Here is a 24,448-nt window from a genome sequence, read left to right as displayed (position 1 = left end):
AGACGGTCAATTCGACACGTCGTCATCATTTTCCATCAGGGCTTGCTTGATTTTTGCGATCTCTTGCAAAACCGTCTTTTCAATGGTCTGGATCATCAGTTGTTCAATTTTTTCACCGTAGATATTGCGGATCGTTCGTTCAAGGGCTGCCTCGATCTGGTCTTCGGACAGCGAGACAGGGGGGCCCGCTGGCGATTCTTCACGTGGTGACTTTTCATCTATTGTGTCCAGGGGCAGGCCCACATCTCTCGTTTCATCCTTTCCGTCTATGGCTTCAAGGGGTTTCGGCGCTGCACCGCTTAACAGATCGATGACATTTTCTTCTTCCTTATGGTCGTCTTCAAGCATGTTTTCGGAGATGTCTGTGTCAAGGGCTGCTTCCATCTCCGCAAGGTCGATGATGTCGTCGTCATTATCGTATTCATCCGGTGCCAAGAGGTCTTCATCGTACCCGGTATCCTGGGTGGTAGGGATATCGATCTCTTCGTTCGTATCAAGTGTGTCCGCAAACAAGGGGGGCTTGGATGGTGAAGAATCGGAGGCATTGTCTTCCTGAACTGCCTGTATGTCAGGCTCCACCGAGTCCAACAGATCCAGGACCTCCTCTTCATCGTCCTGGCTGTCATCCGTCAAGGTATCCGACAGATCCCTTTCCAGGGCTTCTTCCATGACCGCAAGGTCAATGATGTCGTCATCTATGTTTTCATCGGCGGGAATGGACGCTTCCGCGAGATTAAGGTCAATAATTTCAGAGGTGGGGTCAAGATCGGCGATTTCATCCAGATCGGCCTCAACAGTCGCGTCGGGTGTTGCCGCTTCCATCAAGTCGATGATATCTTCATCGTCGTCTTTACCCTCACCGTCCAGATCGGCACCAACAGCCGCGTCGGGTGTTGCCGCTTCCATTAAGTCGATGATATCTTCATCGTCGTCTTTACCCTCACCGTCCAGATCGGCATCAACAGTCGCGTCGGGTGTTGCCGCTTCCATTAAGTCGATGATATCTTCATCGTCGTCTTTACCCTCACCGTCCAGATCGGCATCCATGGCAGCGTCGGGTATCGCCGCTTCCATTAAGTCGATGATATCTTCATCGTCTTCTTTACCATCATCGTCCAGATCGGCATCAACAGCCGCATCGGGTATCGCCGCTTCGGCCAAGTCGATGATGTCTTCTTCTTCATCGTCATCTTTACTATCATCGTTCAGGTCGGCGTCAAGGGCCGCATCGGGTGTCGCCGCTTCCGCTAAGTCGATGGCGTCTTCGTTTTCATCCTCCTCCAACAATGATTCGGCAATGTCAACTTCAAGGGTTTTTTCCATTTCCGCAAAATCGATGAGCGCTTCCTCATCCATATTCGCTTCTTTTAAATCGATTAGGGCGTCATCTGTGTCAAGTGACGGGTCGGTGGTTTCATTCAGTGCATCCGGGTCTTTTTTAGGTTGATCAATGACGTTGGTAAGATCTATGACATCATCGTTTTTGCCTTCTTGGATGACCTGCGTCAAATCGATGACCTCGTTATTATTTTGGTCATTTGCGCTTTCAGATTGCGCATCGGACTTTTGGCGACCGCCCATAGTATTCTCCCATTTACCATCGTTTTTAACTACTTTTGGATCAAAAACAGCAATCCACGTGAGCGACCCTGACCCGCGTGGAATCTTTATACAATTCCATTATCGGCAGTGTTTATAAAATCTGAATGGAACCTCTCATCGCAATTGAGGCTACCATAAGGTATGAACCCTGTCAAGTTGTTTGGATTCTTACAAAATTCACAATTTGAGGGGGGATTCCAACAGGGCGTGGGTACCGACTGGAAGTTTTGCATGGGTCGCCACCACCGGGCATTTGACCTTGAAAAAAAAGAAGATATTGCCTTTGTATTCACTAAGGCTTTCGAAGTTGCCTTGGCCCTTGGCGATGATCAAGTCGGCCTCGTCAAATTGCCGGCAAAAAGCGCTGCTGCAGTCATCGAGCAATGTTCCCGGAGCGTCTGAGCCATTGTCGATGACATCGCAGATTTCAGGAAGCCCCGCGGCCAGCGCATCGGCCATGGTCGCATCGTTAATCACGGCTTCCCCTCGCACCGCCATGGTAATCCGCCCGGGACCAAGGGTGTCGATCAGCAGGCGATCAAAAACAATTTCGCCAGCGTTATCCGCCAGATAGAGGATTCGCCGTGCTCGACCCACTGCCTGCCGAAACCGTTCAATATCACCGCCGAGCGGCTGTGCCAACACCTGGTTGACCGATTCCACGACGTCGCTTTCGGATACGCCATCGCTGGCCCCCAGATCGATCACGTTGCCGGCAATCGCCAGTTTGGCGGCAGTGAGCAGTGGGTCCGTTGCCGTTTCGAGCCTCGCCGTTAACCGTGATACCACCTGGGTGGCCATGCGATTCAAATGGATTTTGATGGACTCATATGGATCGGCCACCCCCGTGAGGTCCCGTAAGCGGCGGTAAACATGTTGAGCAAAAACAGGTGGCGGCTGTCGAAAATCCATTTCAGCGATCCAAGGCAGCATTTCACGCACCATTTGTTCATGCACGGATGGATCGGATGACACTATCCGGACCGCCTGCAACACTTGGCGTACAAAGCAGGGAACACAATCGAGTTCGGCTTTCATATGATTGTCACTGACTAGTGTCCGTCCAGAAATGGTGAATTTTGCCCGAGTCCAAGGCGGCCAACAAATTCAAACCGGAGGAATATTAGTAATATTTTGAGGATTTGAATTTGTTGCCCAACGCCGGAATCGGGTGAAAGGCGCCGTTTCTGGATGGACACTAACTAAACGTTTGGGGCTGGTAACCCTCAGGAAGGTGAGCGGTGCCCTTGATACAGGTAATCTGGGCTTCATTTGAAACGTTTTGCATCAATTCATCTACCTTTTCACAGAACCCCCCCCCTTGAACCCACGCTCCGTCATTTTTACTGGCGAAGGTGCACGTGCAGATGTGAATGGTGTCGGCGCCTTTGCTCTTTAGAATTTTGGCTTTGTCGATGAGGTCATCCCCCGGACAATGACAGGTAAATACACCCACTAATTCCGTCTGCTCGTGACCGGAAAACCCCTGAACACGATTTTCCAGGCTTTTCAGACATCCGGTCAAGGGGCAGCGATTCTCGTTCTTTTCGCAACGGATCAAACCAATGGCCGCCATACTATCTCTCCTCCTTTTCGTTGGTGCTCATCCATTTTTACTATGGATCGACGGAATTCCCGCTGGACATCTCAGCAATTACAATTGCTGAGGTTATCGATTTTCCATCGACCATTATTTCTGTTAACAACGTGTCAACGCTGAGAACACAGCACAGGCCATGCCAAAAGGCAAATCTTTCAGAAAAGAGAAATTGCCGGTCGTGTGATTGTGATTCAACCCCCCGGGAAATGCATCAATAGTCGTCAGACGACCATCCATGGGGTATTTTCTTGACGAAAATCGGCAGGATGCGACAGTCGCTGTTCTGCAACTATCTTGTATGGGGATAGAAGCTTGAACACGACTTTTATTTTATGTCAAGCTTTTCCAAAAGAAGTCGATGACATAAAGAATAAAACCGCCACACCAGGACAGTGTATTGGAACGCGAAAAACCAACGCAGCAAAACATCGCCATTGACCAGGTACAACGTCTCACCGACCAGACGACCCTGGGGATCAGCGCCACCGCGCTGCTTTCCATCATTCTTGCCATGGTATTGTACGGCACGGTGCCAGGTAATCGGGTTCTGCTATGGATGAGCAGTGTTATTATCGTTTGTGCTTGCCGAATGGTGCTTCAGCTCTATTTTCACAAGCACCCGCTCACCTCAGATAAAATTAACGCACGCAGGACAATCCTAACCATTTCATTGGCCGTTTCAGGCGGGCTTTGGGGCGCGGTTCCCATTTTTCTTTTTCCTGATTCGTCGCTGACCCATCAAGTGGTCATCACGTTTGTACTGGGCGGCATGGTTGCTGGATCGGTGGGCGTTTTCGCCTCCATTATCAAGGGCTTTTTCGCCTTCAGCATCCCCACCATGGTTCCCCTGGTGGCTGTCTTTTTTATGGATGGTGACAAACTCCATCTGGCCATGGGGACAATGCTGATCTTTTTTTGTGTGTTCATGTTTATGGCGGCTCGGCGGTTAAACCGGGAAATTTACGATTTTTTAGCTGCCAAACACGAAAAAATCGGCTTGATTGCCAGTTTGAAAGCAGAAATTCAGGAACGAGAGCGGGCGGAAAAAAAATTAACGTTGAAAAACCAGCAGATTGAATCCATCGTGGCGGAACGTACAGTCGAACTTCGCAGCGTTAATAAAAAGCTGCGGATGGAAATCGATGATCGGACCGAGGCTGAAATGGCACTGCGCGAAAGTGAGGAAAAATACAGGGAACTGGCCAATTCACTGCCTCAAATTGTATTCGAGACGGACTCCAACGGTACGCTGACCTTTGCCAATCGCAACACCACGAAACTGCTGGGGTTTTCCAAAGATGACATCAAGCGTGGGGTCAGTGTTTTTCAGCTGCTCTCCTTTGAATCTTCCAAAGCTTTTCTCGAACAGTTTCCACAGTTGCTCGGTGGGAAAAAACTGGATGGATTCGAGGCCATGGCCTGCAGCCTGGATGGCCGAACATTTCCCGTTGAAATTCATACCACACCGGTGGTTAAATCCCAGCGGCCGGTGGGAATTCGCGGCATCATTATCGATCTGGCTGAAAAAAAACGTGCCGAGGAAGCCGAAAAAAAACTGACCCAAAAGCTGCAGCGGGCCCAGAAAATGGAAATCCTGGGGACCATGGCCGGCGGGGTTGCCCACGACCTGAACAATATTTTATCCGGTATTGTGAGCTATCCTGACTTAATTTTATTGCAGCTTCCAACGGAAAGCACACTTCGAAAACCGATTCTGGTGATGCAGGAATCGGGAAAAAAAGCCGCCGCCATTGTACAGGACCTGTTGACGCTGACCCGAAGAGGCGTGGTGACCAGCAAGGTACTGAACCTGAATGCCATCATAAAGCGGTATCTTGAAAGTCCGGAGCACCATAAAATGCTGTCCTTCCATCCAGGGGTGCGCGTTGATGTATCACTGGAACCCGACTTGCTCTATGTCGCAGGGTCAGATGTGCACTTGATGAAAACGGTGATGAACCTTGTTTCCAATGCAGCCGAAGCCATGCCCGAGGGCGGAATGATAAAAATTCGTACCAACAATTGCTTTCTGGACCGCCCTTTCAAAGGATACAGTGATATTCAAGCGGGAGAATACGTCGTGCTAACGGTAAGGGACAATGGCACGGGCATCGCACCGGCTGACCTCGAGCATGTTTTCGAGCCGTTTTTCACTAAAAAAAGTATGGGCCGCAGCGGTACCGGTCTTGGTATGGCGGTGGTATGGGGAACCGTCGAGGACCACCGGGGATATATCGATGTGGACAGTATCGAAGGGCAGGGCACCCGGTTCAGCCTGTATTTCCCCGTTACCCGCAAGGGCATACCGGCCATTGTTGATGATGACAAAGACACGGTTTCTGCCTACCAAGGAAACGGTGAATCCATTTTGCTGGTGGACGATATAAAGGAGCAGCGTCAAATCGCCTCAGATCTGTTGACCCAATTGGGATACCGGGTCACCGTGGCCGCCAGCGGTGAAGCGGCGGTTGAATATTTGAAAGACAACCGGGTGGATGTGGTCATCCTGGATATGATCATGGACCCGGGCATGGACGGCTTGGACACATTCAAACAAATCCTTGAAATTCACCCCGATCAGAAAGCAGTCATCGCCAGCGGTTTTTCACAAACCAAACGCGTCAACGCCGCCATTCGCCTGGGGGCCGGGCCGTATATCAAAAAACCGTACACCTGGAATACGCTCGGGCAAGCGGTCAGGGCGGCGTTGGATGGACATCCATGAACGCTTTCATCCGTTTTCCGGCGCGGTTGATGCTTTTTGTGTCTGGATGAGTTCCGCCAGATTTTCCCCGATTTCAAGCGAAAGGTCCGCCAGCGCCAAGCTCATTGCCTCCACCCTGCCACCGATGCCCGTGCCCGTCGATGCCTTTTCTATGATCGCCAGCCGCTCCTTTTGTGTTTGACGATTCGTTACATCTACAATACGCCAGGTTGCTTTAAGGATAATCTTACCCTTGGCGTCGGATTCAAAACGATGGATATCCATTGATACCTGGATGTTGATCCGTGCGGACTGGGGCCAGGGGAATATGCGGACACGCCCACCCCCGCCAAGGGAGACCAGGTTTTCTCCCATGATGCGGGGAATGCTGAGCTTGAGCGGCTCGGCCCACTGGTTGAACTCATCCGACAGCAGTTCCTGATTGTTGACGCGGGTCAGGATTTGCGGCCGGTCCAAATAACGGGGAAGTGCTACCGGACCAATGCCGATCGCGGTGTGGGCCAACCTTTTCTGCTGGACCCATTCTGGTTTCGGCCGGTGTTCAGACTTGGCTTCAAGCAGGAAAAATCGGGTTTCGGGTGAATGACCAGCGCCTACATTGACACAGGCGCTGCCTCCCACAAGGGGCAGCATGGCTATGATGACCAAGAGTATGCACGGTCTCACTTTGTTCCTCCCTCAGCTTTTTTGCCGCGTAGCAGGGCTTCTGGGTGACGGTTCAGATAGTCGGCCAGAAGCGCCAGGGCGTGAGCGGCTTTGCGTGTTTCGGTGAGTGTCTCATTGATCCGGTAAATGAGGGTCGACTCCTCACTCGACAAGTAGGCCATATTGGAAAGCATGGCATCGGCATGATCGAATGCTTGATCGGCCGACACCACAGCGGCTTCGATGGATGTCATGACCGGTTGCAGCTGTTGGTCCAGGTGGATGATGGTTTTCTTCAGGTCGGCGGCGGTGGCGGTTATTCCCTGGGCCATTGGAGGAATCTGGGTCTCGGTGGTCTTGATCAATCGGCGGGCATCGGCCAGCATTACGCGCGTTTCGGTTTTCAGGTCGTCTGCCAGCTTGCGGTAATCTGCAAGGGTTTGGTTGAGGTTGGCCGCCAGCGTTTGCATACTCGAGGAATTGACAAGCGTATCAAACCCCTTGGCCGCGTTTTTAATAGAATCAACCAGGCCGCCGATATCAAGATTTTCCAGGGTCTGTTCCAGCGCATCCATATCCGATGGAAGCGTGGGCAATTCGTGCAATTCGTCTTTGAGGCCAACCCGATCAATGGGGGTCTCGGGGTAAAAATCAAAGGCGACCAACAACTGACCGGTGAGGACACTTTGAATTTTAAGTTTGGCACGAAGGCCATCCTCCACCAGCTTGTCGACGGTTTCCTCCATCGTGGATTCTTCACTGAGCGCCTTTACTTTTTGCGGAGAACCGCAGACTTTGATCGCCCCTTCCGTGATCTCAAATGCCACACGATTGAGAAACGACTCGTTTTCAAGATCATAAACCAGGTTGATCGCCGTAACTTTGCCCAGCGTCACCCCTTTAAGCTGGACCGGTGCTCCGATTCCCAGGCCTTTCACCGAACCGGAAAAATAAAGCACAAAATGATCCGATTCCTTAAACAGGCTGCTGCCTCCCAGGGCCAGAATGACGGCGACCAGTAGGGTGATGGCGCCGACAATAAACGCGCCGATCAATGTGGTGTTGATTCTTTTTGCCATTGATTCAGATTTCCTTGCTTATCTCCGCGTTTGATGATCCGCGGGTGAGGAAACGGATTACCGCTGCATTATCCGAGGATTCCAGCATTTGCCGGGGACTGCCGGTGGCTGCAGCGGTTCGTGTGTGGATGTCCAGAAATACGGCATTGCTCACGATGGCAAAGATACTGGGCAGTTCATGGGTGACGATAACGACCGTGGCCCCCAGACTGTCGTTGATGGTAAGGATCAGATCGTCCAGGTTTTTGGCACTGACCGGATCCAGACCGGCGGATGGCTCGTCAAAAAACAGCACTTGGGGGTCTAGTGCCATGGCCCGTGCCAGGCCGGCCCGCTTTCGCATGCCACCGGAAATTTCCGATGGATAGTAGTTTTCAAAACCTGCCAGCCCCACCAGGGAAAGCTTGAAATGTACCATTTCACGGATCGTCGCGGAATTTAGGTCGGTATACAGTTCCAGGGGAAGGCTGATGTTTTCCGAAAGCGTCATGGAACTCCACAGCGCACCGCTCTGGTAGAGAATGCCGAACCGGCGCAGCATGTGATTGCGCTGGTCTTCTTCAAGCGACCAGAAATCGATCTCACCATAATGGACACTGCCTGCAGAAGGGGCTTTCAAGCCAATCAGGATGCGCAGCAACGTGCTTTTGCCGCATCCGCTGCCGCCCATGATGGCAAACACGTCCCCGCGATTGACTGTGAAATCGAGATTGCGCATCAGAACCACATCCTGGTATCCCATGGTAAGATCGCGAACGACGATATGGGGCGATGGGGCCGCTTTGGTATCCATGGGGTATCCTCCCTAACCTATATGCCAAGCGTATTGGTCAACACTGCAAACAAACCGTCGGCAACCACAATATAAACAATGGCGATGACGACCGCCGAGGTGGTGGCCTTGCCCACATCCGCCGCGCTGCGTCCACAATGCATCCCTTGGATGCAGCCGCAAAAGGCGACAATCAAACCGAAAAACGCGCTTTTGACGATGCCGATGCCAAGATGGGTTATGGTCAGTGCGTGACGGGTCTGGGTCAGGTATTGGGTCGAGGAAATATCGAATGCGCCGACCCCCACCACCATGCCACCCGCCATTCCCATCATATCGGAATAGATGCAAAGCAGCGGCATCATCAGCACCAGGGCAATAATACGCGGGAGCACCAGGTAATCAACCGGTGATATCCCCAGCGTTTGCAGGGCGTCGATTTCTTCATTGACCTGCATGGTACCGATGTTCGCTGCAAAGGCCGCTCCCGTGCGGCCAGCCATGATTACACCGGTCATTACCGCCCCCATTTCCCGTGCCATGCCGATGCCCACCAGATCGGCAATGAAGATCTGCGCCCCGAACATACGCAGCTGGACCGCGCCCATAAACGCCAGAATCAACCCCACCAGGACACTGATCAGGGAAACAATGGGCAGGGCCTGCCAACCGCATTCCTGTACCACAAGCCAAACATCGGCGGATCGGACATGGGCCCTGCCGGATAGCATACGCATGCCGGCCAGCACGAGCTCTCCGATGAAATCAACGGTTTTTTTTATCGCCGCAAGCCCTTCAATCCCGGCTTCACCGATGCGCGCCAGAAGGGACAAAGATGATGCTGATGCAGCGGTTTCGAGTCGGGGAGAGGCGGTTTGGGATAGCTTGAGCAGTTGCCGTGCCCCTGCCGGTAATCCATCCAGGTCGATAGCAATATGGGGCGCATCGTAGCGGCCCAGGAGTGCGCCAAGGAATACCAGGAGGCTGCTGTCCCACCGATGCAGATCCCTGCTGTCGAAGTGGATACGTGACGTGGCGGTCGTGTCAGGCAGGTCCGCGATGCTGTCAATCGATGGAACGGTCTGGTCAATGGTCCAATACCCGGACAGGATTATTTTCAATGTGCCATCGGACAGAAAATGGTTTTCCAGGTTCGCTTGCATATACTCGTTATATGAACGATTTTATGGCCTTGCAACGATAATCGGTCTGCATGATATTATGATTTCACTGTTGCAACGCTGGGGGTTACAAGGCTGCACCACAGAATTTACAATACCGGGCATCCGTATCATGTCCCTCGGCGCTGCATTCAGGGCAGGCCTGGGTGGATATGGGGGTGTTAAAAGAATGAGACATCTCAACGGTAACAATGCCGGTTGGCACGGCAATAATGGCGTAGCCCAAAATCATAACGATGGATGCAACCGACTGGCCGATGTTGGTCTGGGGAGAAATGTCACCATAACCGACGGTGGTCAGCGTGACGATGGCCCAGTAGATGCTGCGTGGAATACTGGTGAACCCATTGATTTCCCCCTCAATAACATACATTAGGGAGCCGAAAATGACCACCAGGGTCAGTACCGTATAAAGAAAAACGGCAATTTTACGTCCGCTGGCCTTTAGTGCCTTCAACAAAAGATGCGCCTCCTTCAGGTAGGGCACCAGCTTGAGAATGCGGAAGATCCGCAGAATACGCAGGATGCGGATAACCAACAGAAACTGACTGCCCGGAAGAATCAGGCTGAGGTAGGTGGGAATAATCGCTAAAAGGTCGACGATTCCGTAGAAGCTGATGGCATAATGCAGTGGCCGGCCGACACAGACTATACGCATCAGGTATTCAATGGTGAAAAGCAGTGTAAAAAACCATTCAATGCGGTAAAGCAGGCCTCCGTAGGCAAACCGTACATTTGCGATGCTGTCGAGCATCACGGCTATTACGCTTGCCAGAATGCTGATGATCAGGATAACGTCAAATCCTTTTCCCGCCGGGGTGTCCGCCTCGAAAATCACTTCGTGTAGTGCCAGGCGCCATGGGGACCGCAACGATGGTTTGGCCCGCTGCCCTTCGGGTTGTGTGCGCATCATTCTTTCTCCGTGATTGTAAAACTTTTGTCAGACATCAAACACCGGGTTGTCGATTCTTGACCGTTTTAATAAATATGCCGACCAAATCAGTGTATGCATTATTCATAGCTATCAGCGAGGCATTTCATGGTTAAGACGATATTTGAAGGAACACGCGGGGTTTTCTCAGTGTTGTTCTATTTGCTCAATACGATTATTTGCTGCATTCCAATATTTATCGTGGCATTGATCAGGCTGATTTTGCCTTTCAAGGCGATTCAAAACCTGTGCCGGCAAATCTTGACGGCCATTGCCAACTTTTGGATCGGCGTGAACAAGCTGAATCAGAAACTGCTCAACGGGATCCATTGGGATGTGGAAGGCATTGAGAATCTTGATCCAAAAGGGTGGTACATGGTGGTGGCCAACCATCAATCCTGGGTGGATATTCTGGTGCTCCAGTATGTGTTTCACCGCAAAATTCCTTTTTTGAAGTTTTTTCTGAAAAAGGAGCTGTTCTGGTTTCCTTTTCTGGGGCAAGCCTGGTGGGCGCTGGATTTTCCTTTCATGAAGCGTTACTCGCGTCAGTACTTGAAAAAACACCCTCATTTAATTGGCAAAGATTTGGACATTACCCGAGAAGCCTGTGAAAAATTCAGAAACCTGCCTGTTTCGATCATGAATTTCGTAGAGGGGACCCGATTCACAAACGAAAAACATGCCCGCCAACGATCGCCTTACACGCATTTGCTTCGCACCCGCGCCGGTGGTATAGCATTTGTCCTGGCGGCCATGGGCGACAAACTGCGCGAGGTGGTGGATGTTACCATTGCCTATCCACAGGGCGCAGCCACTTTCTGGGACTTTGCCTGCGGGCGGGTCAAGGAAATCAAAGTCCGCGTGAAAACCCTGCCCATTACCAACCAGATTGTGGGCGATTACCTGAAGGATGTCCAGTTTAAACGCAATTTTCAAAAATGGCTTAACGACCTGTGGCGCCAGAAGGATAAAGACCTGAACAGGTTGTTAGCTGGTTGAGGATACCCTTTTTTTTGCCATTTTTCTTTTTTCCTTTTGTTTATTTGGTTTGCAAACGGCCAAGTGCATTTTTCCGCCAGTGTCCCGTGATATAACGCATCCACAATCGTTTTGCGTGTGTCCAGATTGATGGTTATCTGGACCCTCATCATTTAATACCTTGACAATATCAAACCCCGCCCACTAAATTAACTCCCTTCATTTTTACATGGCAATCGATTTGGCGTCGATTCGAGAATCATTTAATAGATTAAGAATAAGGAGGAGTCCCATGGTAGAATTCAAGTTTACAGAGCTGCTGCCCCTGGGTGAAGATGATACGCCCTACCGCCTGTTGACCAACGATCATGTCTCCACGGCCCAGTTCGACGGAAATACCATTCTCAAGGTGGCCCCAGAGGGATTGGAACGGCTTGCTGAAGCGGCGTTTCGGGACGTTTCGCACTTGTTGCGGCCTGGGCATCTGGCTCAACTGAAAAAGATCCTCGATGATCCGGACAGCTCGGACAATGATCGATATGTGGCCCTGGAAATGCTTAAAAATGCCGTCATCTCCGCTGAGATGGCGTTTCCCATGTGCCAGGATACGGGCACGGCCATTGTCATGGGCAAGAAAGGGCAACAGGTCTGGACCGGTGAGAATGATGAAGCGGCCCTGTCCAAGGGGGTCTTCAACGCCTATACGAAGTGTAACCTGAGGTATTCGCAAAATGCGCCCCTGAGTATGTATGAAGAGAAAAACACGGGGTGCAATCTGCCGGCACAGGTGGAACTATACGCCACCCCAGGGGATGCGTATAAATTCCTTTTCATCGCCAAAGGCGGCGGATCAGCCAACAAAACCTACCTGTACCAGGAAACCAAGGCAGTGCTCAATCCGGACACCCTGGTGGATTTTATTACCGCCAAAATGAAAACCTTAGGCACCGCGGCCTGTCCGCCGTATCATCTGGCCGTGGTGGTGGGCGGAACATCGGCGGAATTCAATCTGAAAACCGTGAAACTGGCCTCGGCCGGATATCTGGACACGCTGCCATCTGCCGGCAGTGAGACCGGGCACGGCTTCCGTGATTTAGCGTTGGAAAAAGAGCTTTTGGCGCGTGCACAACAGTTGGGGATTGGTGCTCAGTTTGGCGGCAAATATTTTTGCCATGATATCCGTGTGGTGCGCCTGCCGCGGCACGGCGCCTCCTGTCCCATCGGCATCGGGGTCAGCTGCAGCGCGGATCGTAACATCAAGGCCAAAATTACCGCCGACGGAATTTTCCTGGAACAATTGGAGACCGATCCAGCGCGCTATCTGCCCGAGCCGAAAGGGGAGGCGGACGACGCGGTGGCCATCGACCTTGACCAGCCCATGGACGATATCCGGGCCATCCTCACCAAATATCCAGTGGCGACGCGGCTAAAACTGTCCGGTAAAATCATCGTTGGTCGGGACATTGCCCATGCCAAGCTCAAGGAAAGGCTGGACAGCGGACAGGGCCTGCCCCAGTACCTGAAGGATCACATCATTTATTACGCCGGTCCGGCCAAGACGCCTGAAGGCTATGCCTCCGGATCATTCGGTCCCACGACAGCCGGGCGCATGGATTCATATGTTCCCATCTTCCAGGCCCAGGGCGCGTCCATGGTCATGCTGGCCAAAGGGAATCGTTCCCAGGCGGTTACCGACGCCTGCAAAAAGTATGGCGGGTTTTATCTGGGGTCCATCGGCGGTCCGGCTGCGCGCTTGGGCAAAGCGTGCATTACCTCGGTGGAAGTACTGGAATATCCTGAACTGGGCATGGAGGCGATCTATATGATCACGGTCAAGGACTTTCCGGCGTTTATTCTGGTTGACGACAAGGGAAACGACTTTTTCGAAAATCTCCTGTAAACGCCTTCTGACCCAACATCCCGTCTAAGACTCAATGACGGTGCCTTAAAACGGCTCAACGCGCACACCTGTTTTTTACAATATGGGGGACGCTTTCGAGCCGTTTTTCATTTTGTGTCAACGGGGGCGAGCGCGGTGGCTTCTCAATTTTATATGAGAAATATGGCGATCTGATTAAAAAGTACTCATAAAGAGTATGTATTTTTCCTGTTGCAATTTGCCAGGATGCAGGGTATGGATGCCAAATTTCGATGTTACTTCACGCGACTTCTCCTTCTCTCTTTCTCTATTTACATCTGATTTGTCATTTCCCACGAAGTTGTATCGAACGTCAGTGATGAGACCCTAATGCCAGAAAAATAACGAATGTAAGAAAACCATGCTAACGGAATTAGAACCAAAAGATCCTTCCACGAGAATTATCCGATGCGATAAATGTGGAAAACGCTATATTGTCAAGGGCACCGATACCGGACAAACAAACTTGAAATACAGATGCAAGGTATGCTCTCATATTATCGTTGCCGCTGATTCCAGAAACGAGCAGGATGCAGAGCAGAACCAGGCTGCTGAGAAAAAGCAACTGCAAACAAAAGCGATCGACGTGGGTAATCGTCCTCCGGAAACAAAGAGCCTCACGAAAAAAAAGACGATCAATTTGAATTTTGCACCAGACAATCCCTCCACCCAATCATTCGGCTTAAGGGCTAAATTTAATTTAGCCATCTGCGTCGTCTTTTTATGCGCCATCATCATGCTTTATTTCTTAGCGGATTCCGGACTGAAAAAAGATGCCGAAAATCAGGTCTCCGAAAAAGCCCATCTGTTGATGACAACAATGGAGCAAACCCGCGATTTTACCAGCAACGTCATCAAACCCGCCTTATACCAGGCGTTGCCTGACCGATTCATCGTCGAAGGGATGTCTTCTTCATTCTGCGCCCGAACTATTTTTGACGGAATCCAAGCGTCATACCCTCAATATTATTTCAAACATGCAGCACCTCATCCACGCAATCCGATAAACCAGGCCGATGTGTTTGAGATGAGCATTATTGAGAAGTTCTCCGCCAATCCAGAATTGAAAGCGTGGCAGGGATATCGAATCCAGGGAAAAGAAAAAGTCTATTGTATCATGAAACCCATTGTGGCTGAAAAGCGGTGCATGCGCTGCCACAGTGAACCCAGCTTGGCCCCCAAGGAGCTATTGGACCGGTATGAATATAGACACGGCAATGAAAACGGCTTCCATCGATCCGTTGGAGAAGTCATTGGTACCTTGACCGTTTCAGTGCCGGCAAGTGTGGTCGTTGAAAACACCAGAAACAAAACTATGCTGTTTGTCAAAATAATTGCGTTGGCCTTTGTGCTGTTGGTGGTGGTCATCAATTTTTTATTCTCAAAAATGATTTTGAGTCCTATCAAGCATCTTGCCAACAACGCCGACGATATCAGTATGGGCAGATTCGAAACCCATATCGATACATCCGGCACAGATGAAATCGCCAAACTGGCCAAGGCCTTTAACAGGATGAAAGTGTCCATCAAAATGGTCATCGACCATTTGGCCAGGTAACATGAATCGTTAATTTCCCGCTATTTTCCCTGTCTCTTATAGAACTGGTGAACAAAATCAATATGCTGTTTCATGGCCCGGTACGCCGCCTCCGGGTCATGGTCCCGGATGGCCTGGTAGATTTGCCTGTGCTGCTCCAGAATCGTGTCGATATTGGCTGGAATTTGATAGAGTCCCTCCAGGTTGACTTTGATGCCGGTAAAAAGAAAGTCGTAAAAATTCTTCATGATAAAGACTTGAAGGGGATTTTGGGTTGCATAGGCGATGGCCATGTGGAACGCCGCGTCGGCTTCCGTACCCAATCGTCCGGAGGCGACCTCCTTTTGCATCTCTTCGATGCTTTTTTCCATAAACTTGAAATCCTTGTCCACGGCCCGCGTGGCAGCCAGGGCCGCGGCATTGCACTCAAGGCCCATGCGGACCTCGAGCAGGTCGGTGATCGAGGCATCCTGGGATTCCACCATGGTTCCGATCAGGTTTTTATCTCTGGTTTCCGGTGTACAGACAAATGTACCCTGGCCCTGCCGCTGTTCCAGAAGCCCCATGACCACGAGTTTGTTGATGGCATCTCTCACCGAGGTGCGACTGACACTGAAGGCTTCGGCCAGTTCCCGTTCGGTTAGAATTTTATCTCCGGTTTTGAATTCGCCACGAAAAATCAATTCTCGCAGTTGATCAAAGACCTGATCGGAAATGCGTTTGGGTTTGATGGGTTTAAGCTTGGGTGGCATACTTGAAATCGGACTCCATTGAATTCAACATATTGGCTTGCACAATGCGTGGGAATGTGCCAGATATAACGAAATATTGGTCTGACCAAAATATGAATTGTGTAAGCGTATTCTTTTTTTGATATGTTTTTTTTTAATGAACCAGCCTTAAATAGCATGCAGGATGATGAATTTCAAGGGTGTTGATTCTTTTGTGCTTGACAGGCTGGATGCCCTTTGAGTATTAATGGTCAAACCAATTTCGGTGTGGTCGGTGGTCTGCCTCAACCTGAAATGGTATAGCATTCAAGATAATGTTTTTGGGCTGCGTTATCGGTCGTCGCAGTATTGATTATACAGCTTCCTCCCTCTGGCCTTGCCAAAAACATTATCTTAAACACTATAGTAAAAAGGACTGCTGGACTACGCCCGTTTTAAATAGTAGGATTGATATATCGGCAACATTTAGCAGAAAGTGAAAGCGAGACGGTCATCGACTGAGTTTTGATGGCCAACTTTGGATCGGGATGCGCGTTTGGCTTGAAGCCAGCACGATCCCTTTTTTATTTATAACGAAAGAAAGCAGGAAAGTTAAGATCATGGAAGGCCTTGATGCATTGTTTAACCCGTCATCCGTGGCGGTGGTGGGTGCCTCTAGTACACCCGGAAAAGTGGGACATGATATTTTTGTCAATATCCTTAAAGGCGGCTTTACCGGTACACTTTACCCGGTAAATCCCAAAGCCAAATCCATTGCCAGCGTGCGTGCGTATCCGGATATTCAGGATATACCGGATTCCATCGATCTGGCGATTATCATTCTTCCCCCACGTTTCGCGGAAACCGCCATCGCCCATGCCATCGATAAAGGCGTCAAAGCGGTGGTCATTGTTTCCGCAGGGTTCAAGGAGGTTGGCGGCGAGGGGCTCGAGATTGAGCGGCGGATCGTGGACATGTGCCGTGAAGCCGGCGTTCGTGTAGTGGGGCCCAACTGTCTGGGCGTGATCAATCCCAACGCCGATGTGCAGCTCAATGCCAGTTTCTCATCCAGGATGCCGTCGGCGGGGAACATTTCTTTTATTTCCCAAAGTGGCGCCTTGTGTACCGCGGTGCTGGATTTTGCGGCGGACAAGGACTTTGGTTTTTCCAAATTTGTTTCCATTGGTAACAAAGCCGATGTGGATGAACTGGATCTGCTGCGCTATTTTCACGCCGATCCGGAAACCGAAGTGATCATGCTCTACATTGAAGAGCTGCAGCGGGGGCCGGAATTCATCGAGGCCGTCAAGGAAATTACCGGCGGTGATCGGCCGACACCGGTACTGGCCATCAAATCCGGTCGGACCAGCGCCGGCGCCCAGGCCGCCGCGTCACACACCGGATCACTGGCCGGCAGTGAATCGGTCTATGATGCCATTTTTACGCAGAGTGGAATTATCCGGGTGGAGTCCATCAACGAGCTGTTCGATTTCGGCACTGCGTTCGCCTACAAAAATGAAAACGCCCTGGGTAAAATGCGGCGCAAGGTGCCGCTGGGAAACCGGGTGGCCATTGTCACCAATGCCGGCGGCCCCGGGATCGTGGCCACGGACATGACCGTTTCCTCGGGGCTGGAGCTGGCCACATTCAGCGAGGAGACCGTCGAAGCGCTGAAAAGTCATTTGCCCGAGACAGCCAATTTCAACAACCCCGTTGACGTGATCGGTGATGCGGCCCAGGATCGGTATGAAAATGCGCTTACAGCCGTTATCAGAGATGAAGGTGTGGATGGTGCCCTGGTAATTCTAACGCCCCAGAGCATGACCAACGCCATTGGTACCGCCGAGGCCATTGTCCGCATTGCCCGCCGTTCTCACAAACCGATTCTGTGCTGTTTCATGGGGATTATCGATGTGTCCGCCGGTGTGAAATATCTGCAGGAAAAAGGGGTGCCGGTGTATCGTTTCCCAGAGAGTGCCGCAAAAACATTCGGCGCCTTGTACCGCTATTCCCGCTGGCTCAATCGCCAGGAACTGGCGCCATTTTCCGTCAAACACGACAAACAGCGGGCCGCGGAAATCATTGCCGACGCCTTGGCACAGGGCAAAACCTACCTGGGTGAAATCGGTGGTACGGAACTGCTCAAGTGCTATGGTTTCAATGTATTGCCCACGGTTCTGACCACAAGCGCGGAAATGGCCGGTGATGAAGCGGAAAAGATGGGGTTTCCCGTGGTGATGAAAATCGTCTCGCCCCAGATCATCCACAAATCCGATGCCGGCGGTGTTATTGTGGGCCCGGACAGTCGGGAGGCGGTCATGACGGCCTATCAGACCATTGTGGACAACGCCAAGGCCTATAGTCCGGACGCAGAGATCACCGGCGTGCTGATTCAACGGCTGGCACCCAAGGGACACGAGGTGATTCTGGGAATGACCCGTTACCCCACTTTTGGTCCGCTGATCATGTTCGGCATCGGCGGTATCTTTGTGGAGATCTTCCAGGACGTCGCATTCCGTTTGGCGCCGCTGACCCGCAATGGTGCCCGCAACATGGTGCGCAGCATCAAGGGACACAAACTGCTCTGCGGCTATCGCGGTGCACCCAAGACGGATATTGCCACCATCGAACGGATGTTGGTGGGGCTGTCTGAACTGGTCGTGGATCACCCGCAGATCAAGGAGTTGGACATCAACCCGCTGCTGGTCCACCCGGAAGGAGAGGGCGTTACCGTGGCGGACTGTCGCTTTATTTTGGAAATGCCCGAGTAGCCGGCAGCGCGATCAATCCGGCCGCGCACTTCAACCCAATGTTTCAAATAGGCGATAAGGAGGCGGATCATGACACGGTCGATATACTGGGCAGACAGCTATGTGGAAAAACGCAAAACAGCAGCGGGGGCCATTGCCATGATTCGCCCGGGTCAGCGGGTGTTTATCGGCAGCGCCACGGGAGAGCCCCAGGCGCTGGTCAAGGCGCTGTCCGAGGCCACCCTCAAACTCAGCGGGCTTGAAATTGTGCGGCTGATGAGCCGCGAGACCACATCGCTGTCCGAAATTGCTGACAAGACTCACGACCACAGTCTGAATATCCGGACCATTTACTTAGGCTCTGCGGATACGGAGAGTATCGCCCGGTACATGCGGTTTATTACGCCCATGAATATGTCCGAGGTGCCGGGCTTGTTTTTATCACGAAAAATGCCCATCCACGTGGCCATGATCCAGGTTGCGCCCCCAGACGATTTCGGCTGGTTGAGTCTGGGGGTGTCCGTGGATATCACCCTGGCCGCTGCCCAAAGCGCCGATCTGGTAATTGCCCAGGTCAACCCGAAAATGCCCCGCACCATGGGGCAGAGTTTTCTGCATGTCAACCAGGTGCATGTCATTGTGGAGCATGAAGAACCGCTGTTATCGGTTGATCTGCGCAAGCGGTCCGGTGCCGCCGAGTGGGCTGGAAAGCACATTTCACGGCTGATCGAGGACGGGACCACCCTGCAGATGGGGCTCGACGCCGCCTCCCAGGCCACCATCAAGGGACTGGGCGAAAAGAACGATCTGGGATTTCACTCCCAATACATGACCGATGATATCATGCACCTGTATGCCAAGGGGGTGATCACCAACCGCAAAAAAGGGCTCAATGATGGAAAACTGGTGGCTTCCTGCGCCATCGGCAGCCCCAACCTTTACGAGTTTCTACATGACAATCCAGCCGTGGATTTCAGGCCTTCGGACTATGTCAACGATCCCTTTGTCATTTCTCAGCATAATCGCATGGTCTCCATGAATGTGGCCCATTCCATGGACCTTACCGGACAGGTGGCGGCCGAGGCGTCCGAGCATACGTTTTTCGCCGGTGTTTCCGGTATCCCGGATTTTGTGCGGGGTGCCAAACGCTCCAAGGGCGGCAAGTCGATTATCATGCTCTATTCCGCCTCCCGGGACGGCAAGCGCAGTCATATTGTACCGTCTCTGGGGGACGCGGCTGTCGTGGTACCGCGGGGGGACGTGCACTATGTGGTCACCGAATATGGCGCCGTCAACCTGTTTGGCAAGAGTCTCCAGGAACGCGTACTGGCCTTGATCGGTATTGCTCACCCGGATCATCGCGATTGGCTTTTCAGTGCGGCCAAGGAGGCTCGGCTGATTGGCAGCGATCGTCGCCTGGGCGAGGCAACCAAAGGCATTTATCCCATTCATCTGGAAGAGACTATCGAATACGGTGATGAGAAGATCACTGTCCGGCCGTCCAAGCCGGTGGATGAACGTCGCATTCAGGAACATTACTACAGCCTTGACAAGGAAGACGTTCAACTGCGCTTTTTTCATGACAAGCTCAGCTTTGACCGCAATGACGTGGAGACTCGCTCCCAGATCGATTACATCAAGGACCTTACCCTGGTGGCGGTGGTGGGTGAGTTCGGCTTTGGCCGGGTGGTCGGGGTTGGCGAATATCTTCTGCTAATCGAAAGCAACGTTGCCGAGGTGGCCTTTTCCATTTCCAAAGACTATCAGGGCAAGGGGCTGGGAAAAATTTTCCTTCGCAAACTCGCCCGGGCGGCCCGTGAAAATGGCATTACCGGTCTGGTGGCTTATACATCGCCGAAGAACAAAGCCATGATCAATCTGTTCAAGACGCTGCCGTATAAGGTAAAAACTTCGTTTGACGGAGAATCGTTGATGCTCAAGTGCCGCTTTGATGAAATGGCCGATTGAGCTAAAGTGAATGAGAAATGAGCATAAATTCAATAATTGAAAAAGTTAGATGACACTAAACCATCTTCACTTTATACTTGCCAATTCTGAAATAATGTGATTTAAATATCGTCTTTTTCGTAAGTCGTCAGCAAAACCGGTGCACCCAAGATTCTTGATTTCTCCCGCCGTTTGCTATGTGTAATTAAACTTCTGCGGTAACCCCCCCCTTAAACTGGTTGCCGCAGAGTCGATGTCATCTATCTAACCCGTAACAAGGAGCAGTTATGGCAAAAAAAATGAAAACCATCGACGGGAACACTGCCGCCGCCCACGTGGCCTATGCCATGAGTGAGGTGGCCGCCATCTATCCAATCACGCCGTCTTCCCCCATTGGAGAAATCTGCGATGAGTGGGCCGCCAACGGGCTTAAAAATGCCTTTGGTCAAACCCTGCTGGTACGCCAGCTGCAAAGCGAGGCCGGTGCAGCGGCCGCGGTTCACGGCGCTCTGGCCGCCGGTGCCTTGACCTCAACCTATACCGCCTCCCAGGGGCTGCTGCTGATGATTCCGAACATGTACAAAATGTCCGGTGAACTGCTGCCTGGGGTCCTGCATGTGACCGCCCGCGCCATTGCCGCCCATGCGTTGTCCATTTTTGGCGATCATCAGGATATCATGGCCGTGCGCCAGACCGGTTTTGCGATTTTAGGTTCCGCATCGGTGCAGGAAGTGATGGACCTGGGATTGGTCGCCCATCTGGCCGCCATCGAATCCAGCGTTCCCTTTCTGCATTTTTTCGATGGTTTCAGGACCTCCCATGAAATTCAAAAGATCGAATTGATCGATTACGCGGACATGGCCAAGTTGATTAACATGGAGGCCCTGGAGAATTTCAGATCACGGGCGGTCAATCCGGAAGCGCCGGAGCTGCGCGGTACGGCTCAGAATCCCGACATCTATTTTCAGGGACGGGAAACGGTCAACACATTTTATGATGATGTACCGGATATCGTTGCCGACTACATGAAAAAAGTATCCGCCCTCACCGGCCGTAAGTACAATTTGTTTGACTATGTGGGCGATCCCACGGCTGACCGGGTGATCATCTCCATGGGCTCTTCGTGTGAGACCATCGAAGAGGTGGTGGATTATCTCAATGCCCGCGGCGAGTCCGTGGGGCTGGTCAAGGTACGACTGTTCCGTCCCTTCTCCGCCCGACACATGCTGGCGGCGATTCCGGCCACTGCCAGTCGCATCACGGTGCTCGACCGCACCAAGGAACCGGGTGCCCTGGGTGATCCGCTTTACCAGGATGTGTGCACCGCTTTCATGGAACGCGGCGACATGCCGACCATCGTCAATGGCCGTTACGGACTGGGCTCCAAGGAGTTCAACCCCTCCATGGTCAAGGCGGTGTTCGACAACATGAACGGCATGGCACCCAAGAATCATTTTACCGTGGGCATCGTCGATGATGTCACGCACACCAGCCTGGATGTGGAAGCGGGTTTTGATGTGGCGCCGGAAGGCACGGTGCAATGCAAGTTCTGGGGGCTGGGCGCCGATGGTACGGTGGGCGCCAACAAAAGCGCCATTAAAATTATCGGCGACAACACCGATATGTATGCCCAGGCCTATTTTGCCTATGACTCCAAAAAATCGGGCGGCGTGACCATTTCTCACCTGCGTTTTGGTCAAACCCCCATCAAATCCACCTACCTGATCGACAGCGCCGACTACATCGCCTGCCACAATCCAGCCTACGTGAACATCTATGACGTGCTGGAAGGCATGAAGGACGGGGGCACGTTTATGCTCAACAGCCCCTGGAGCCTTGAGGAGATGGAAGACAAACTGCCGGCTGCCATGCGTCGGACCATCGCGCGCAAGAAGCTCAAGTTCTACAACATCGACGCGGTAAAGATCGCCGGAGAAGTCGGCTTGGGCGGGCGCATCAACATGATCATGCAGACGGCCTTTTTCAAAGCCGCCAATGTGATTCCGGTGGACGACGCCATCGCCTACCTCAAGGATCAGATCACACAGATGTTCAGCAAAAAGGGCGACAAGATCATTAACATGAACCACGCCGCCGTGGACAAAACCCTGGATCACCTGGTGGAGATCGATGTGCCGGCCAGCTGGGCCGATGCCGGTGATGTGGCTGCCGCTGCCGCGGACGAGCCGCAGTGGGTGAGCGATGTAATGCGTCCCATGCTGGCTCAGCAGGGCGACAAACTGCCGGTCAGCGCCTTTTCGCCGGATGGTATATTTCCGGTGGGCACCACCCAGTATGAAAAACGGGGTGTGGCCATCAATGTGCCCGAGTGGGACATCGATAATTGTATCCAGTGCAACCAATGCGCCATGGTCTGCCCCCACGCGGCCATCCGGCCGGTGCTGGTGACCGACGATGAATTGAAAGAAGCGCCCGAGGGGTTCGAGGCCAAGAAAGCCTTGGGCAAGGAACTCAAGGAATACAAATTCCGCATGCAGGTCTTTGCCGAGGACTGCCTGGGCTGCGGTAACTGCGCCGATATTTGTCCGGCCAAAAAACCGGCCCTGGTCATGAAACCGCTCAGTACGCAAATTGAAACCCAGGTTCCCAACCAGCGGTTTGCCTCCAGCCTGCCGGTCCGCGAGGGCTTGGTCAATCGCAACACGGTCAAGGGCAGCCAGTTCTACCAGCCCCTGCTTGAGTTCTCCGGTGCCTGTGCCGGCTGCGGTGAAACACCCTACGCCAAACTGCTCACCCAGCTGTTCGGTGAACGCATGGTGATCGGTAATGCCACGGGGTGCTCGTCCATCTGGGGCGGCAGCGCACCGTCGATTCCGTACACCGTTAACAGTGAAGGCTGCGGCCCCACCTGGGGCAACTCCCTGTTTGAGGATCCGGCCGAGTTCACCTATGGTATGCTGCTCGGTTCTTTGCAGCAGCGCAAGCAATTGGCTGAACTGGTCACCGAGGCCTTGGACACGGATATTGACGATGAACTGAAAGCCGCCATGCAAGGCTGGCTGGACAACATGAAAGATCCTGAAGGGGCCAAACAATACGGCAATCAGATCCGAGAGATGCTTTTCGCCTATTCGGATAACCCGCTTTTGGAGAAAATCGAAAGCCTGTCCAGTCATTTCCAAAAACGGTCGCATTGGATCTTCGTGGGTGACGGATCGGCCTATGATATCTCCTTTGGCGGCATCGACCATGTCCTGGCCTCGGGAGAAGACATCAATGTGATGGTTTTCGATACGGAAGTCTACTCCAATACCGGTGGCCAGAGCTCCAAAGCCACGCCCACGGGCTCGATTGCCAAGTTTGCCGCATCCGGTAAGAAAACGGCCAAAAAAGATATGGGTGCCATGGCCATGACCTATGGTTATGTTTACGTGGCCAATGTGGGCATGGGAGCCAATAAACAGCAGCTGGTCAAGGCTTTTACCGAAGCGGAAGGGTATGATGGCCCCTCCTTGATCATGGCTTATGCGCCGTGCATCAACCACGGCATTAAAAAGGGCATGGGCAAGAGCCAGGAAGAGACCAATCTGGCGGTCAAGAGTGGGTACTGGCCGCTGTACCGCTACAACCCCGCGCTTACGGATGAAGGCAAGAATCCGTTCATCCTGGATTCCAAGGAACCGGACGGCAGTATGCAGGAATTTCTGGCCGGCGAAGTGCGTTACGCCGCCTTGCAGAAAATCTTCCCGGATGAAGCCAAGACCCTGCACACCCGTTTGGAGGCCGAGTTTGCCCAGCGCTATGCCAAACTCAAGGAAATGGCTGAAGCGGAGTTCAAACCTGCCCAGGCCGCTGGTGAACTGGCTGAAGCAGATGATAGCAGTGATTCCTGCACCTTGGCCGGTACCGCCGAGCACGCCGGTCGGGAAGGCGCGGATGAGGCCTGCGATGACGGAAGGGCTGGGAATTAACGCCTGATTCTTCATTTTTCTAAACGATCAATAACGGGCCGTGTCACCCCTTAAGGGATGACACGGCCCTTTTTCGTTGAGGGCATATGCTAGGAAGGGAAAGGCGTTGACGATACCACCGAAACGGTGTTAATCGGCTAA

At 52.3% G+C, this 24,448-nt stretch carries 16 protein-coding genes; 7 read left to right on the top strand and 9 right to left on the bottom strand.

All coding sequences use genetic code 11. The annotated features are described in order from the left end of the window. Positions 1–6: 6 nt before the first annotated feature. The 3 genes from Dvar_RS25100 to Dvar_RS25090 form a co-directional block, all read right to left on the bottom strand. Positions 7–1,581 carry a hypothetical protein gene (locus Dvar_RS25100; protein ID WP_419655859.1) on the bottom strand — a complete coding sequence of 525 codons (1,575 nt, stop codon included), beginning with the start codon at positions 1,579–1,581 and terminating at the stop codon, positions 7–9. A 198-nt stretch (positions 1,582–1,779) separates the two neighbouring features. Continuing rightward, positions 1,780–2,640, bottom strand: coding sequence for a damage-control phosphatase ARMT1 family protein (locus tag Dvar_RS25095; protein WP_419655858.1), 861 nt, complete (start codon positions 2,638–2,640; stop codon positions 1,780–1,782). 160 nt (positions 2,641–2,800) lie between these two features. Continuing rightward, positions 2,801–3,178: a CGGC domain-containing protein gene (locus Dvar_RS25090; RefSeq protein WP_419655857.1), complete on the bottom strand. Its 378-nt coding sequence runs from the start codon at positions 3,176–3,178 to the stop codon at positions 2,801–2,803. Positions 3,179–3,599: 421 nt separating this feature from the next. Between Dvar_RS25090 and Dvar_RS25085 the strand changes: the two genes are divergently transcribed. Further along, positions 3,600–5,927: an ATP-binding protein gene (locus Dvar_RS25085; protein WP_419655856.1), complete on the top strand. Its 2,328-nt coding sequence runs from the start codon at positions 3,600–3,602 to the stop codon at positions 5,925–5,927. Positions 5,928–5,933: 6 nt separating this feature from the next. On the opposite strand, the gene Dvar_RS25080 is transcribed toward Dvar_RS25085, so the two are convergent. The 5 genes from Dvar_RS25080 to Dvar_RS25060 form a co-directional block, all read right to left on the bottom strand. Next, the gene (locus tag Dvar_RS25080; protein WP_419655855.1) at positions 5,934–6,593 is read right to left on the bottom strand and encodes a PqiC family protein; all 660 of its coding nucleotides are present in this window, start codon (positions 6,591–6,593) and stop codon (positions 5,934–5,936) included. Beyond that, positions 6,590–7,651 carry an MlaD family protein gene (locus tag Dvar_RS25075; RefSeq protein ID WP_419655854.1) on the bottom strand — a complete coding sequence of 354 codons (1,062 nt, stop codon included), beginning with the start codon at positions 7,649–7,651 and terminating at the stop codon, positions 6,590–6,592. Before Dvar_RS25075 ends, Dvar_RS25080 begins: the two co-directional genes overlap by 4 nt. Before the next feature lie 4 nt (positions 7,652–7,655). Then, complete coding sequence (locus tag Dvar_RS25070; protein ID WP_419655853.1) at positions 7,656–8,444, bottom strand: ABC transporter ATP-binding protein; 789 nt, start codon at positions 8,442–8,444, stop codon at positions 7,656–7,658. A gap of 17 nt (positions 8,445–8,461) precedes the next feature. Further along, positions 8,462–9,586 carry an MlaE family ABC transporter permease gene (locus Dvar_RS25065; protein WP_419655852.1) on the bottom strand — a complete coding sequence of 375 codons (1,125 nt, stop codon included), beginning with the start codon at positions 9,584–9,586 and terminating at the stop codon, positions 8,462–8,464. 85 nt (positions 9,587–9,671) lie between these two features. After that, positions 9,672–10,517 (bottom strand): ion transporter, encoded by an 846-nt coding sequence (locus Dvar_RS25060; RefSeq protein ID WP_419655851.1) that lies wholly within the window; start codon positions 10,515–10,517, stop codon positions 9,672–9,674. Positions 10,518–10,643: 126 nt separating this feature from the next. On the opposite strand from Dvar_RS25060, the gene Dvar_RS25055 reads away from it, so the two are divergent. The 3 genes from Dvar_RS25055 to Dvar_RS25045 all read left to right on the top strand — a co-directional run bounded on the left by Dvar_RS25055 (position 10,644) and on the right by Dvar_RS25045 (position 14,989). Then, the gene (locus Dvar_RS25055; protein ID WP_419655850.1) at positions 10,644–11,534 is read left to right on the top strand and encodes an acyltransferase; all 891 of its coding nucleotides are present in this window, start codon (positions 10,644–10,646) and stop codon (positions 11,532–11,534) included. A 271-nt stretch (positions 11,535–11,805) separates the two neighbouring features. After that, the gene (locus tag Dvar_RS25050) at positions 11,806–13,413 is read left to right on the top strand and encodes a fumarate hydratase (protein WP_419655849.1); all 1,608 of its coding nucleotides are present in this window, start codon (positions 11,806–11,808) and stop codon (positions 13,411–13,413) included. Positions 13,414–13,897: 484 nt separating this feature from the next. Next, entirely contained in the window at positions 13,898–14,989 is a 1,092-nt protein-coding gene (locus tag Dvar_RS25045) for a c-type heme family protein (protein ID WP_419655848.1), read from the top strand. 20 nt (positions 14,990–15,009) lie between these two features. On the opposite strand, the gene Dvar_RS25040 is transcribed toward Dvar_RS25045, so the two are convergent. Then, positions 15,010–15,720 (bottom strand): FadR/GntR family transcriptional regulator, encoded by a 711-nt coding sequence (locus Dvar_RS25040; RefSeq protein ID WP_419655847.1) that lies wholly within the window; start codon positions 15,718–15,720, stop codon positions 15,010–15,012. A 578-nt stretch (positions 15,721–16,298) separates the two neighbouring features. On the opposite strand from Dvar_RS25040, the gene Dvar_RS25035 reads away from it, so the two are divergent. From Dvar_RS25035 to nifJ, 3 genes are all read left to right on the top strand, one after another. Beyond that, a complete protein-coding gene (locus Dvar_RS25035) occupies positions 16,299–18,449 on the top strand; it encodes an acetate--CoA ligase family protein (protein ID WP_419655846.1) in 2,151 nt (716 codons plus the stop codon). Positions 18,450–18,518: 69 nt separating this feature from the next. Then, a complete protein-coding gene (locus Dvar_RS25030; protein ID WP_419655845.1) occupies positions 18,519–20,396 on the top strand; it encodes a GNAT family N-acetyltransferase in 1,878 nt (625 codons plus the stop codon). A 266-nt stretch (positions 20,397–20,662) separates the two neighbouring features. After that, entirely contained in the window at positions 20,663–24,307 is a 3,645-nt protein-coding gene (gene nifJ, locus Dvar_RS25025) for a pyruvate:ferredoxin (flavodoxin) oxidoreductase (RefSeq protein WP_419655844.1), read from the top strand. The last annotated feature ends 141 nt before the right edge of the window (positions 24,308–24,448 follow it).

It is taken from the genome of Desulfosarcina variabilis str. Montpellier (assembly GCF_048565275.1).
In the GTDB taxonomy this organism is placed as follows: domain Bacteria; phylum Desulfobacterota; class Desulfobacteria; order Desulfobacterales; family Desulfosarcinaceae; genus Desulfosarcina; species Desulfosarcina variabilis.
This window is presented reverse-complemented; position numbering and strand designations above follow the sequence as displayed.

Excerpts from the sequence above, each read along its gene's own strand:
- Dvar_RS25100 (WP_419655859.1), bottom strand. The coding sequence starts at position 1,581 with ATGGGCGGTCGCCAAAAGTCCGATGCGCAATCTGAAAGCGCAAATGAC.
- Dvar_RS25095 (WP_419655858.1), bottom strand. The coding sequence starts at position 2,640 with ATGAAAGCCGAACTCGATTGTGTTCCCTGCTTTGTACGCCAAGTGTTG.
- Dvar_RS25090 (WP_419655857.1), bottom strand. The coding sequence starts at position 3,178 with ATGGCGGCCATTGGTTTGATCCGTTGCGAAAAGAACGAGAATCGCTGC.
- Dvar_RS25075 (WP_419655854.1), bottom strand. The coding sequence starts at position 7,651 with ATGGCAAAAAGAATCAACACCACATTGATCGGCGCGTTTATTGTCGGC.
- Dvar_RS25070 (WP_419655853.1), bottom strand. The coding sequence starts at position 8,444 with ATGGATACCAAAGCGGCCCCATCGCCCCATATCGTCGTTCGCGATCTT.
- Dvar_RS25065 (WP_419655852.1), bottom strand. The coding sequence starts at position 9,586 with ATGCAAGCGAACCTGGAAAACCATTTTCTGTCCGATGGCACATTGAAA.
- Dvar_RS25060 (WP_419655851.1), bottom strand. The coding sequence starts at position 10,517 with ATGATGCGCACACAACCCGAAGGGCAGCGGGCCAAACCATCGTTGCGG.
- Dvar_RS25055 (WP_419655850.1), top strand. The coding sequence starts at position 10,644 with ATGGTTAAGACGATATTTGAAGGAACACGCGGGGTTTTCTCAGTGTTG.
- Dvar_RS25050 (WP_419655849.1), top strand. The coding sequence starts at position 11,806 with ATGGTAGAATTCAAGTTTACAGAGCTGCTGCCCCTGGGTGAAGATGAT.
- Dvar_RS25040 (WP_419655847.1), bottom strand. The coding sequence starts at position 15,720 with ATGCCACCCAAGCTTAAACCCATCAAACCCAAACGCATTTCCGATCAG.
- Dvar_RS25035 (WP_419655846.1), top strand. The coding sequence starts at position 16,299 with ATGGAAGGCCTTGATGCATTGTTTAACCCGTCATCCGTGGCGGTGGTG.
- Dvar_RS25030 (WP_419655845.1), top strand. The coding sequence starts at position 18,519 with ATGACACGGTCGATATACTGGGCAGACAGCTATGTGGAAAAACGCAAA.
- nifJ (WP_419655844.1), top strand. The coding sequence starts at position 20,663 with ATGGCAAAAAAAATGAAAACCATCGACGGGAACACTGCCGCCGCCCAC.